9 protein-coding genes and 1 pseudogene are annotated in these 13,543 nt (G+C 50.5%); 9 read left to right on the top strand and 1 reads right to left on the bottom strand.

The features are described 5' to 3' along the window. Positions 1–67: 67 nt before the first annotated feature. Positions 68–1,909, bottom strand: a pseudogene (locus ACTZWX_RS13545) (hypothetical protein); the annotation flags it as partial. Positions 1,910–2,838: 929 nt separating this feature from the next. On the opposite strand from ACTZWX_RS13545, the gene ACTZWX_RS13540 reads away from it, so the two are divergent. From ACTZWX_RS13540 to ACTZWX_RS13500, 9 genes are all read left to right on the top strand, one after another. Further along, complete coding sequence (locus ACTZWX_RS13540) at positions 2,839–4,041, top strand: methyl-accepting chemotaxis protein (RefSeq protein ID WP_444714375.1); 1,203 nt, start codon at positions 2,839–2,841, stop codon at positions 4,039–4,041. A gap of 21 nt (positions 4,042–4,062) precedes the next feature. After that, positions 4,063–4,431 carry a response regulator gene (locus tag ACTZWX_RS13535; protein ID WP_444714374.1) on the top strand — a complete coding sequence of 123 codons (369 nt, stop codon included), beginning with the start codon at positions 4,063–4,065 and terminating at the stop codon, positions 4,429–4,431. 18 nt (positions 4,432–4,449) lie between these two features. After that, a complete protein-coding gene (locus ACTZWX_RS13530) occupies positions 4,450–4,734 on the top strand; it encodes an STAS domain-containing protein (RefSeq protein WP_444714373.1) in 285 nt (94 codons plus the stop codon). Positions 4,735–4,776: 42 nt separating this feature from the next. After that, the gene (locus ACTZWX_RS13525; RefSeq protein WP_444714372.1) at positions 4,777–7,008 is read left to right on the top strand and encodes a chemotaxis protein CheA; all 2,232 of its coding nucleotides are present in this window, start codon (positions 4,777–4,779) and stop codon (positions 7,006–7,008) included. Between the two features lie 26 nt (positions 7,009–7,034). After that, complete coding sequence (locus ACTZWX_RS13520) at positions 7,035–7,595, top strand: chemotaxis protein CheW (RefSeq protein WP_444714371.1); 561 nt, start codon at positions 7,035–7,037, stop codon at positions 7,593–7,595. A gap of 45 nt (positions 7,596–7,640) precedes the next feature. Further along, positions 7,641–8,444 (top strand): CheR family methyltransferase, encoded by an 804-nt coding sequence (locus tag ACTZWX_RS13515; RefSeq protein WP_444714370.1) that lies wholly within the window; start codon positions 7,641–7,643, stop codon positions 8,442–8,444. A 19-nt stretch (positions 8,445–8,463) separates the two neighbouring features. Next, positions 8,464–9,522, top strand: coding sequence for a protein-glutamate methylesterase/protein-glutamine glutaminase (locus tag ACTZWX_RS13510; protein WP_444714369.1), 1,059 nt, complete (start codon positions 8,464–8,466; stop codon positions 9,520–9,522). A 115-nt stretch (positions 9,523–9,637) separates the two neighbouring features. Then, on the top strand, positions 9,638–11,440 hold the full coding sequence (locus ACTZWX_RS13505) for an alkaline phosphatase D family protein (protein WP_444714368.1): 1,803 nt from the start codon (positions 9,638–9,640) through the stop codon (positions 11,438–11,440). After that, complete coding sequence (locus tag ACTZWX_RS13500; protein ID WP_444714367.1) at positions 11,437–13,518, top strand: metallophosphoesterase; 2,082 nt, start codon at positions 11,437–11,439, stop codon at positions 13,516–13,518. The genes ACTZWX_RS13505 and ACTZWX_RS13500 overlap by 4 nt, the downstream gene beginning before the upstream one ends. Positions 13,519–13,543: the final 25 nt, after the last annotated feature.

Below are 13,543 nucleotides of genomic sequence, written 5' to 3'. Positions count from 1 at the left end.
CAATCATCTTGTTGACGGCGCCGATAGCGCGGTTCAGGTTGTTTTTGATGGTGTTGAAGTCGCCGTTGTATTCATCGGTAATGGGCTCTGGTATGTCTCCCCGGGAGATGCGGTCCACGTAATCGGCGGCCACGTTCAGCGGCCCGATGACGGCATCCAGTGTGTCATTTACGCCCTGGACGATGCGCCGGAAGTCGCCTTCGTGTTTGCTGGCATCGGCCCGGGTGTCGAGCGCCCCCTCGACGGCGGCCTTGGCCAGCAGGTTGGCGTCTTCAATCATTTTATTCACGGCATCGATGGCGCGGTTCAGGTTGTTCTTGATGGTGTTGAAATCGCCGTTGTATTCGTCGGTGATGGGCTCGGGGATTTCACCCCGGGAGATGCGGTCTACGTAATCGGCGGCCACGTTCAGCGGCCCGATGACGGCATCCAGTGTGTCATTTACGCCCTGGACGATGCGCCGGAAGTCGCCTTCGTGTTTGCTGGCATCGGCCCGGGTGTCGAGCGCCCCCTCGACGGCGGCCTTGGCCAGCAGGTTGGCGTCTTCAATCATTTTATTCACGGCATCGATGGCGCGGTTCAGGTTGTTCTTGATGGTGTTGAAATCGCCGTTGTATTCGTCGGTGATGGGCTCGGGGATTTCACCCCGGGAGATGCGGTCTACGTAATCGGCGGCCACGTTCAGCGGCCCGATGACGGCATCCAGTGTGTCATTTACGCCCTGGACGATGCGCCGGAAGTCGCCTTCGTGTTTGCTGGCATCGGCCCGGGTGTCGAGCGCCCCCTCGACGGCGGCCTTGGCCAGCAGGTTGGCGTCTTCAATCATTTTATTCACGGCATCGATGGCGCGGTTCAGGTTGTTCTTGATGGTGTTGAAATCGCCGTTGTATTCGTCGGTGATGGGCTCGGGGATTTCACCCCGGGAGATGCGGTCTACGTAATCGGCGGCCACGTTCAGCGGCCCGATGACGGCATCCAGTGTGTCATTTACGCCCTGGACGATGCGCCGGAAGTCGCCTTCGTGTTTGCTGGCATCGGCCCGGGTGTCGAGCGCCCCCTCGACGGCGGCCTTGGCCAGCAGGTTGGCGTCTTCAATCATTTTATTCACGGCATCGATGGCGCGGTTCAGGTTGTTCTTGATGGTGTTGAAATCGCCGTTGTATTCGTCGGTGATGGGCTCGGGGATTTCACCCCGGGAGATGCGGTCTACGTAATCGGCGGCCACGTTCAGCGGCCCGATGACGGCATCCAGTGTGTCATTTACGCCCTGGACGATGCGCCGGAAGTCGCCTTCGTGTTTGCTGGCATCGGCCCGGGTGTCGAGCGCCCCCTCGACGGCGGCTTTGGCCAGCAGGTTAGCGTCTTCGATCATCTTATTAACGGCGTCAATGGCGCGGTTCAGGTTGTTTTTGATGGTGTTGAAGTCGCCGTTGTATTCGTCGGTGATCGGTTCTGGTATGTCTCCTTTGGAGATACGGTCAACATAGTTCGCAGCCACGTTTAGCGGCCCGATAACGGCATCCAGCGTATCGTTCACGCCCTGTACAATGCGCCGGAAATCGCCCTCGTGTTTGCTGGCGTCTGCTCGCGTATCGAGCTCCCCTCGGACGGCGGCTTGTGAGAGGAGGTCTGCATCAGCAATCATCTTATTGACGGCGCTGATACAGGTATTCAGGTTGTTTTTGATCTCGTTAAAATCACCTTTGTATTCATCGGTGATCGGCTCAGGAATGTCTCCCGCAGCGATGCGCTTAACATAGGTGGATGCGACGGTGAGCGGGTCCAGTATTAGTTCCAGTACCTGGTTGAAATTTTCACCCACGATACGTGTCAGGCCGTCTGAGTTTGCCGTTGTTGTAATGCGCCGCGTGAGATCGCCCTCCTGCACGGCTTGAACAACGTCCTGCATTTGCGTTATCGCAAACTCCTCTGCGGTTCTGTCCAGCCATTCGACAACGTGGCCGAGCTTTCGGCCTCCTTCGCCTTTGACCGGATTCACCATTAAACGGAAATGCCTGTCGCCGAGCTTAATATTGGCGGTGTAGGTGGACTCAAGCGCTGCCAGCATTTTTCGCTGCACTGAGGGGTCTTTGTGATAGCGGTCGATGCTGCTGGTAAGGAGGTCTGAGGCTTTGAAGTTGGGTAGTGAGGCTTTTATGTCGGCCTCTGCATCCGTCAGAAATTTAACGACAGCGGGGTTGGTATAAACAATATTGTGCTCTTCGTCAGCGATCATGACGTTCGACGACATGCATTCCATCGCTGAACGGATTCTGCGGGACTCGCTTAGTCTTTGCTCCGCCAGGCGAGCATTCTCTTCAGATTTGGCTTTGAATGCCTCTACTTTTAGCAGCGCCTGCCTGAGCTCTTCTGGTAATTTGGAAAAATCAGGCTGTTCCAGGTCAGCCTGAGTATCGTCCAGTTTTGAGTTTAGCCAACGCCCCGTGGCTGCTAGAAGAGTTTGTTGAGAACCCTTGTTGTGTTTGAACATATCAAGCATCTTATTGCCCTCGTCACCTGGGTAAGGTCTTGGTCGCCTGTTTCTTATCGCAAATAAATAATTGCTGCTGACCACAACTGAAAATTGCGCGGCTACATCATGTGATTGTTAGCTCGCAACATAATTTCAATTACGTCTGCTTGGTATCTTATATAAATAGCAGAACTTCAGATTTTCGAGGCTTTTTTTCAATTTTTTACAAAAAAAAATGTTTTAGGGATTGTGGATTTGTCATTTTTCTAAAAATATCAGTTTGTTAAAAAAAGTTGGTGAAGTTGCGAAACTGGATTTCTAGTCCATAATCAGATCTAACCAATGCTAAGAATGGGTGTTCGGGTATGAAACAGGGCTTTGAGCAGGTGGCCGCATCTGAGAGTTCAAGCATTGATCTGGCCGGATGTAAAAGTATTCTTTCCGCGCTGACCTTTTTTGGTGCATTTTCCATAATACTTGTGTGGTTATTTCCTGCTTGGTTTATTCTAATAACCATATTTTTTCTATTGTCTTTTATTGGTGCCCTGTTTTGGGTCAATATTAAGGCGCGAGAACATAATGCGCGTTTTAAAAAAGAAGCGAATGCTAAGCATGAACATGCTGACCAAGGCTTTCAGCAGCACCCACTTGTTCCACTCGTGACGTCAGTAGTTCCTATTTGGAGTCGGCAGGTCGATAGCGCTGACGCGCTTACCCTAGATTCCATCAATGGGTTAGTTGCTAAATTCGAGAACCTTCGAAGTGCTCTTGAGGATGCTATTGAGACTTCAAGGCAAGTGACGGAGAGCGAGTCGGTGAATGCTGCGTTTCGCCAGAGCGAGTTGGCTCTTGAGCAGACGATAAAAGGGCTTCGGCAGATTCAGGATAGCAGGGCGAGTTTGGTTGATGAAATAAAGGCCATGGCGGGTTTTACTCAGTCACTGCTTAAAATGTCGACAGAGGTTGTGGAAATTTCAGATCAGACCAACCTCCTTGCTTTAAATGCTTCTATCGAGGCGGCCAGGGCTGGTGAGCATGGTCGCGGTTTTGCTGTAGTGGCTGAGGAAGTGAGAAATCTTTCCCGCAGGAGCAGGCAAGCGGCAGACGCCATGACACAAACCGTGGCCTCTGCAAACGAGGCCATCAATAAAAGTGTCTCGCTGGTCAATACATCGAGTGCAAGAGAAAAGTCACACCTTGATGAGTCTGAGTCCAGTATTCGGAACGTGCTCAATACGATGGGTCAGATTCTGATCGAGCTGAAAGGAAGTTCCAGGAACATGGAGGATACATCTCAAAGCATCGAAACAGATCTTCAGAATGTTCTCGTTGATCTTCAGTTTCAGGACCGTGTTAACCAGATGAATCAGCAGGTGGTTTCGAGCATGTGTGAGCTGGTGACTACCCTTGAGGAATCTGTTGAAGACCCGGACAAGCTCTCAATCTCGCTCGACCCGGAGACATGGCTGAGCAAAATGGAAGGGAGCTACGCCATGGCGGAACAGCGTGCAAATCACAGGGGTGCTCAAGCGCCGGGTATCGGTGGTCAGGAAATTACGTTCTTTTAGGTTTTTGAGACGGAGAGAAAAATGACTAAAACGGTGATGGTTGTAGATGACTCTGCTTCTTTACGTCAAGTGGTCGTGATGGCGCTTAAGAGCGCGGGCTACGAAACCATGGAAGCTGAAAATGGCAAGAAAGCACTTGAGGTGCTCAAAGCCAAGCGGGCGAATCTGATCATTAGCGACGTGAATATGCCGGTTATGGATGGCCTGACGTTTCTTAAAGAGGTTAAAAAAATGCCGGAATATAAATTCACCCCCGTGATCATGTTGACAACGGAGTCCAGTGAGACCCGGAAATCGGAGGGGAAGGCGTCTGGTGCTAAAGCGTGGGTTGTGAAGCCATTTCAGCCTCAACAGATGTTGGACGCGGTCAAGAAGCTTTTACTGATGTGATCCACGGGAGAGAGCCCCATGCAGGAGTTCCTGAGCAAAACTGACGAAAGAGCGTACGAGCTCAGCGGTGAGTTGACGATATACAACGCGGAGGCTTTGAAAAAAAGTCTTAGGCCTATTTTTGATTTGGCTCATGACAGGCTTTCAGTTGATTGCGCTGGAATTAAAGAAATTGATGGAGCAGGTCTTCAGATATTGCTGGTATACCGCAATCACGTCAAGGCCAATGGCGGGGAGCTCCTGCTTACCAATGTCCCCGACTTGATGCAGCAACTTTTTGAAACTGTGGGCACAGAACAATAACAAATCGGTTTGACTAATGGTTACTGATCGGGGGACCCGTCTATGGACATGCAAGATGCTCTGCAAACTTATGTAGATGAGAGCAGAGAGTTGCTGGAAGAGATGGAAAATGCCTTATTGGCTCTGGAGAGTTCCGCTGACACTAATACCGCGGAGCATTTGAATTCGGTCTTTAGAGCTGCACACACGATAAAGGGCTCCGCAGGGTTGTTTGGTTTGGAGGATGTTGTTCGGTTTACTCATGAGTTGGAGACTGGGCTGGATGATCTGCGTGAGGGAACGGTGACGCTGACCGGTGATATTATAAGTGTTCTTCTACACTGCAATGATCACTTACGAACACTGATCGACGAAGTGGCGGACGGAATGCAGCGTGCGAGCGCTTCTGCGGAGCAGCGTAGTCAAAGTCTTCTTGAAAAATTGAGGCAAGTGCATCCGGGGCTTCAAGATCAAGCCGGGGCAGTTGAACGCACATCGGAACCGTCCTCCTCTAAAAGTACTGCGGACAGTACCAGCACTGATAACCCGCTCGATGCTTACCTTCGAAGCCACTTTGATTCGGAAACAGAATTGCAGCAAACCCCGTTAAAATCCACTGTTCAGAACGTAACCAGAGAGACCTGGCATATCTCCTTACGTTTCGGAGAGGATACCTTTCGGGACGGAATGGATCCGCTTTCATTTTTGCGCTATCTCGCTGGTTTAGGGCAAATAGTGGGTATTTGTCTGGTTGAGAAAAGGTTACCCACGCCAGACAGCTTTAATCCTGAATCTTGTTACTTTGGGTTCGAATTGTGTTTCAAAGCAGATGTATCCCGAGACCAAATTGAAAGTGTTTTTGAATTTGTACGTGAGGGTAGCGATATTCACATACTGGCGCCGGATCAACCCTTGGCGTCATTTCACGAACTACTCGACACGTTGCAGGAGCCCGATGATTACCTTTTGGACTTGTGGGTGCGGTGCCAAAGTTTATCGTTTGATCAGGCTGAGAGTTTGCAAAAAGGCGCGACTCTTGACGCGGGAACGACGCCTCCGCTGACGGATCGAGAAGCGCCTGGTGCCATGGCTGACTCGGCGAAAGGAGAAGCAGTTGTCAAGGCAGAGGGTAAATCAATACGCGTGGATGCGGCGAGGTTGGATGAGCTGGTTAATCTGATTGGAGAATTGGTTACATCCGGGGCTGGGGTTTCGCTGTTAGCGAGGGAATCGGGTGACAACGCCATTGCGGAGTCCATGGGTAATCTGACGGAGCTTATTGAGGAAGTGCGTGACGCGGCGCTGCAATTGCGCATGGTTCAGATAGGCAACACCTTCAACCGCTACAGAAGGGTTGTGAGGGATCTCTCAGGAGAGCTTGGTAAGAACATTCAGCTGGAAATAAGCGGGGCTGAAACGGAACTGGACAAGACGGTTGTCGAGAAGATTGGCGACCCTTTGATGCACCTGATCCGGAATGCGATTGATCATGGGATTGAATCTTCGGCGGAACGAGTTGCGAAAGGTAAACCGGAAGGCGGCGTTCTGAAACTTAATGCCTTTCATGATTCAGGCTCTATCGTAATTGAAGTTTCAGATGACGGACGGGGCCTTAATCCAGAGAAAATTCGCAAAAAATCTTTGGAAAAACAGCTGATTTCTGAGGACCAGGTTTTAAGCGAAGAGGAACTGTTCCAGCTTATTTTTGAGCCGGGGTTTTCCACTGCAGATGCCGTAACCGATTTGTCTGGAAGAGGGGTTGGCATGGATGTTGTGCGGCGCAATGTAGTTGATATCGGAGGCAGGATTAATATCTCCAGTGTGCTTGATCAGGGTACGACTATACGGATTACTCTCCCGCTTACCCTGGCAATCATTGATGGCTTCCTGGTGAGCGTTGGGAACGACTTCTTTGTTATGCCGCTTGAGTCGGTGCTTGAGTGTGTCGAGCTCAATCTGAATAAAAGTGAGAACGGGCGAGACCAGAACTATATGAATCTTCGGGGAGAGGTTTTGCCCTTTCTAAGGCTTAGAGATGTTTTCCAGGTTCCGGGGCAGCCTGAATCTCGTGAGAATATTGTAGTTGTCCGATCTGGCGCGAAAAAAGCCGGGCTGGTGGTAGATCAATTACATGGCGAATTTCAGACCGTGATAAAACCTTTAGGTCCGATTTTTATGAATCTTGAGGGGCTTAGCGGGTCTACCATTATGGGCAACGGCAACGTGGCATTGATTATCGATCTTGCCAATCTAATACGAAGGTTTGCCAATAAAGAACCTGCTGAAGCAAGCTGATACTTTAAATATTACGGGGGTTTATAATGGCCGCTCAACAAAAAGAAACCTTGGATCAGTTTCAGGGGAGTGAGAAGCAACAGGAAAAAGACAGCTCTGTTTCTGATTTTTTGACCTTTTCCGTTGATGAAGAGCTTTTTGCGATTGAAATAATGAAAGTCAAAGAAATACTGGAATATAGTGCTTTGACTAGTGTTCCTTTAATGCCTCCCTTCATAAGAGGTGTCATAAATCTCCGGGGCTCTGTAGTACCTGTAGTTGATTTAAAGGTGCGGTTTGGGGGTGATAAAAATATTCCCACCAAACGCACTTGTTTTGTCATTGTGGAAGTCCCCACAGACAATGGCCATCAGGAAATAGGTATTGTTGTCGACACGGTTTCGGAAGTGCTTTCGATTAGTAGCGATAATATCGAGCCGCCGCCGAGCTTCGGCGCAAAAATAAGGGCTGATTTTATTCAGGGAATGGGAAAGCTCAATGGGAGCTTTGTTATTATCTTGTGTGTAGACAAGGTTCTATCTGTTGAGGAACTGGCTGATATTAATGGTTTCGTCAGTCAAAACAGTAAGGTTTCTGCAAATGCTTGATATCATCTTTGGATGAATTTAAATGTGACAACAAAAAAAAGTGGTATGTCTGCATCGGATGAGTCGGCGATTGAAGAGTTTATGCGTTTTTTTGAGACGGAATCAGGTATTAGCCTCTCAACAAACAAACAGTACCTGGTTGCTCAGCGTCTTGAGAGCAGGCTTAGGGCTACGAAAAAAAAGAACTATGCAGATTATCTGGCCTGGACTCAGTTACCGGGTAACGAATCAGAAAGGCGGTTGGTTGTTGATCTTCTGACGACAAATGAGACGTCTTTTTTTCGTGAGGTAGATCACTTCAAGCTGATAGCGAAGCTAGCCAAAGAGTATCGCGATGCCGGTAAGATTCTCAGGGTGTGGAGTGCGGCATGCTCTTCCGGGGAAGAGCCGTACAGCATTGCAATGGTGTTGGACCAGTATTCGGGGAACAACTTTTGGGAAGTAGACGCATCCGATTTGTCGGAGTCTATGCTAGAAGTTGCCAGGCAAGGGCTTTATCCGCTCCGAGCCTCTGACCGTATTCCAGACCGGTATCTTAAGCAATATTGCCTGAAGGGTAAGGGTGTCTATCAGGATAAATTCCTGATTAAGGAGAGCCTCAAGAAAAGAGTTTTCTTTTGCAAGCGGAATCTCTTGTCAGATGTTGATAGCAACAAAGTCTATGATGCGATTTTTTTGAGAAATGTCTTGATATATTTCGATGCAAATAAGAAGAAGCGAATACTTCAGAAGGTGACTGAGCGTCTCGTCACTGGCGGTAGGCTGGTTGTTGGTCATGCTGAGTCAGTGCTGGGCCTGATAGATGGCCTGGAACAGGTTCAGCCCTCGGTCTACATAAAAGCTAAATGATGTTCCTGTGAGGGATTTTATGGCAGCAGACGGCCCTGTGCGGGTGATGATTGTGGATGATTCGGCGGTTGTCAGGCAAACCCTGACCCATATCCTTCAGTCCGATGGCGATATTCGAGTTATCAGTGCGGTGAGTGACCCGATCTTTGCAATGAAGTTTATGGAGTCGGAGTGGCCCGATGTCGTCATCCTGGATATTGAGATGCCAAGGATGGACGGCCTGACATTTTTGAGAAAAATCATGTCCACAAGGCCGCTGCCTGTGATTATTTGCTCCTCGTTGACGGTTAAAGGTGCTCAAACTACTCTCGACGCGCTGGCAGCAGGCGCCGTGGACATCGTTGCCAAACCCACTTCTGGCCTTAAAAGTTATCTTGAGGAAGCCTCCAGAGACCTGGTACGGGCCGTTAAGGGGGCAGCTAAGTCATCGGTCAAGTTGACTACGCGCACACCGATGCCGCTTGAGGCAGCAACTGGAGGAAAGCCAGACCGTTCCGCTCAGGCAAGCCCGTTGTCTGTTACAACCGACCGCATCATAGCCATAGGCTCATCGACGGGTGGTACCGTAGCGGTGGAAGCTCTACTGCGTGCGTTACCGGTGACTACTCCAGGGATTGTCATTGTCCAGCATATGCCTGTTCAGTTTACATCTGCCTTTGCGCAACGTCTCGATTCTTTATGTGAACTTAACGTGCAGGAGGCGGGTGAAGGTCAGCGAGTTTTGCCGGGGCACGTCTACATTGCCCGAGGCGGCATACATTTGCAGGTTGAGAGGCGTGGTGGCTTTTATTATACCCACCTTAAAGATGGACCTCCGGTTTGTCGGCACAGACCGTCGGTTAACGTTTTGTTTCAATCGGTTGCCACAGCGGCGGGCTCCAATGCAAAGGGGTTTATTCTGACCGGCATGGGTGATGATGGTGCTCGTGGCTTATTGCAGATGCGCAATGCAGGTGCAGAGACGTTTGCTCAGGACGAAAAATCGTGTGTTGTGTTTGGGATGCCAAACGAAGCGATCAAACTTGGGGCAGTCGGTAAAATCGTCGATTTAATGAGTATGCCGCCTTTAATGACATGATATGTTTGATAACACTTTGCATGCTATGCATGCAGTGTGTCATGCGATAATATAAACATAAGTGTCACATTCCTTCTTTACACTCCAAAGATTCAATTAGACTTTGGGTGTAGTTATGAAGCGCAGATCTTTCCTTGCGACTACCGCATGTGTTCCTTTGGCGGGATTGGTGGGGTGTGGCGGCTCAGGTTCGTCGTTGCCAGATGGGAGTGAATCAGGACCTTCCGGGGGTGGTTCGGACCGTTCTGATGAGTTTCAGCAAGTTTCTTCAGGTAGATTCGAGCACGGAGTGGCGTCTGGTGATCCGCTGGAAGACCGAGTAATTTTGTGGACCAGATTCACCCCGGACGATTCGACTCAAACTTCAATCCCTGTTCAGGTCATCGTCAGCGAGACGCCTGAGTTTGCAGAACCGATGGTATTTGCAGCAACCGCGGATGAAAAGAATGACTTTTGCGTTAAGGTCGATGCTGCGGGTCTTAAGCCAGACACCTGGTATTATTTCAGCTTTGTGGCCGGTAATGAGGCCTCACCGGTCGGCCGTACCAGAACATTTCCGCGCAGGACTCAACGAGTTAACCGTGTAAGGTTTGCGACGGTTTCTTGCTCTAACTTCCCTTATGGGCATTTCTCGGTATACAACGCACTTGCCAGGGTCGAAGACCGAGACCTCGATTTCGTCTTGCATCTGGGCGACTATTTATACGAGTACGAGCCTGGAACTTACGACGACCCCGCCAGTGTGCCCAATCGCGTTCATTCACCAGCTAATGAGATTGTGTCGCTCTCGGACTACCGGGAGCGACACAGCCAATACAAGCGTGACCCCGATTTGCAGGCGGTACACCAGCAGTATCCGATGATTTGTATCTGGGACGATCATGAATTCACCAATGACGCCTTCAAAGATGGAGCTGAGAATCACCAGCCCGAAAGTGAGGGCAACTGGGAGACACGAAAGCTCGCAGCGGCGAAGGCTTACTTCGAATGGATGCCGGTTCGGTCGTTCGATGAGGACAGTCTGCGGTTGTGGCGCCGGTTTTATTACGGTGACTTGATCGATCTCTGGATGCTCGATACGCGAATTGAGGGTCGTGACGCTCAAGCGTCTTTACCGATCGGCTCGGAAAGAACCGATCCAGAACGTAAGTTGATCAGTGACAATCAGATGGACTGGTTGACCAGCGGGCTGGCTGAGTCTGGTGCGGTATGGAAGATGATCGGTCAACAGGTCATGTTTGGCCAGTTAAACCTGGCGGAGTTGCCCCAGCCTGAACTGCTTTCGTTTCTGCCTTATGGAACAACTCAGCAGGGCATCAATATGGACCAGTGGGATGGTTACACGGCCAGTCGAGAGCGAATATTGGATGCGATCGATGGGTCTGTGGAGAACGTGGTCATTTTCACGGGGGATATCCACACCTCCTGGGCTAACGAAATTTACCGTAACCCTTCAAGCTTGCCGGGCGACCTATTCAACCGTGAGGCATTAGCGGTTGAATTTGTCTGCCCGTCGGTCACATCGCCTGGGTTCCCCGCGGGCCTTGCAGAGCTTGTCTCTGCTGCACTTCCAGTGGTGAACCCCCATGTTAAGTACAGCGAGCTACAAACCCGAGGGTTCATTTTAATGGATGTGACCCGGCAACGAGCTCAAGCCGAGTTTCATTATGTGACGACCATAGCCGATGAGACTCGAAAGGGTGAGCTGGATGACAGCAAGCGGCGGCTGGTCGCGGTGAATGCAAAGTCTGAGCAGAATCGGGCGCCTTACCGCTTAATTGTTGACCAGAACATTTTGAAACCCACAAGACCACGTAGTGCGCAGGTTAGTCTGCTTGCACCGCCGGCCACGAGGAAACATCAGCAGAGCCTTGCAGGCGTTGTAAAACAGATCAGCTTCCAGGAGTCGGTAGTATGAACAAGATTTTCAAACCTTTTGTTGTTGGTGGGCTGGTTGGCTTATTGACCGCATGTGGTGGCGGTGGCGGTGAGTCAGCGGAGAACGAAGGGCAGCCCAATGAAACCGCGGGTGGCAGCGGGACGGAGAACGAGGGTAGCTCACGTTCGGTAGCCTCAACGCAGTTCATTGCCATGGGAGATTCCGGTTCAGGCAGTGCCGGGCAATTTGCAGTGGGTCAATCCATGGCTGATGTCTGCCGGATCAAAGGTGAAGTGGCTGGACCTTGTGAATTTGTGCTGGGATTTGGCGACAACATCTACGAGGACGGCGCAACATCGGTGGCGGATGCTCAGTTTATTGACAAGTTTGAGAAGCCCTTCGAGCCGATGGGCGATACCCCGTTTTACATGGTGTTAGGTAACCACGATAACACCGGTTACGTAGGTGGTGACGGTGCAAATAACAGCCGCGGAGACATTCAGGTTGATTACCATTACGAGGGAAACAGCCCCAGATGGAACATGCCGGATCGATATTATTCGGTTGATTCAACGGAGATCCCTTCGCTCAATACTCCCCTGACTCGCGATGGCAATCCGTTGGTTAAAATTGTGTCGCTTGATTCGAATCCTCTTGCCTCGCTGGTTGCGGATGCGGACTCAAGATTCACTTGGCAAAACTATGGTATGCAGCAGTTGTTCTGGGCTCAGGATGAGCTGATATCCTCGAACGCGCTGTTCAATATATCAATTGCTCATCACCCGTACATTTCAAACGGGTTCCATGGCAATGCCGGCAACTATGATTTTATTCCATCTTTTATTCTCCCTGTCATCTCTGGTCAGCGTTGGAAAGATTTCCTTGAAGAGGCTGTGTGTGATTACACGGACTTTATCATGACCGGCCATGATCACGATCTGCAGTTACTCGACGAGGTTGAATCTTGCGGTCGCACCCGGTTTGTGGTCAGTGGTGCTGCGGGTAAGCTTCGTTCTCTGACTGACCCTGAGCGAAATAGCGCCATGTTCCAACAGGGCGATACCTACGGATTTTTCTGGGTGCAGGCTACGGAGAGTAACCCGAGCACGGGAGTTCCTGCGCAAATGTGCTTCGAAGCCTACACCGTTGATCCTGACATTGAGGGGTTCGGAGTGTTGGATGCCAGCGGTGATCTGACGCCGGCGCATGTGCAATGCCTTGAAAAGGCGCCCCCCGCTAACATCGCCCGGGGGCGTGATTTTACAGGCACGCCATTGTCGATTCCGGTCGCACTGACAACAGGAGAGGGCTTTGACCCGAATTTCGTGGGACCAATTCTGGCGTTTCGTCAACAATTGACAGGTGGTTTGAACCAGCTCAATTCGCTCAACCCCAATGAAGAAACGCAACAGGTTGTTGGTCAGCTCATTAACGGTATTGACACCTTATTGATGTCGATCGATTCAGTGAGTGCGGCACTTACAGAGCAATTGCCTGCCAAGGACCTTGCCCAAGCTACATTGTCGGTTCAGGCTGCCGCTGAGCGCTTGAACGCTATAGATACCTCGGTACTTCCGGCACCCTTTGATCGCCTTGAAGATGCGTTTGAAGCTTTCACAATCGGTTTTGGGGGTAGTGGAGGTGAATCTTCGGGTGAGGGTTTGTCTGAAGACATAGCGTTCATTGTTGGTCCCGTTGTCCAGTTAGTGATTAATCTTGACAACATTCTTGATGCGGTTGATCGGCAGGCTGAACCTGTGCCAGTGCTTCGGGGCGTAACGAGTATTCTTGCAACAACGCTGCGTGGTGTGGGTGGCACTCTGGAACAGGTGACATTGCTTGACAGCTCAAATGCAACCGATGGGCTTGTTGGTGCAGTTAATACGGCGTTGAACTCAATTGTCCTGGAAGTTTTATTACTGGAGCAGGCTCCGGATAACATTGGCGAGAACGCAGTCATTCTGCCTAATCTGTTGTCGGATGGTCTTGCAACGGTTACAAGAGAAGTGACCGAGCAACTAGATCGTAACGTGTTGGAGCCTGCTCACAGTTTGCTTGGCGGCTTGCTTGGACCTATTACGGGTTCTATAAGAGACCTCATCAGCCGTCTTTTCTGACTGATGATCCCAGGTTTATTCATAG

The sequence above is a fragment of the Marinobacter sp. NSM genome, assembly GCF_052380025.1.
Classification (GTDB): domain Bacteria; phylum Pseudomonadota; class Gammaproteobacteria; order Pseudomonadales; family Oleiphilaceae; genus Marinobacter.
Note: the sequence above shows the minus strand (reverse complement) of the source record. Positions and strands in the feature narration are given on the sequence as shown.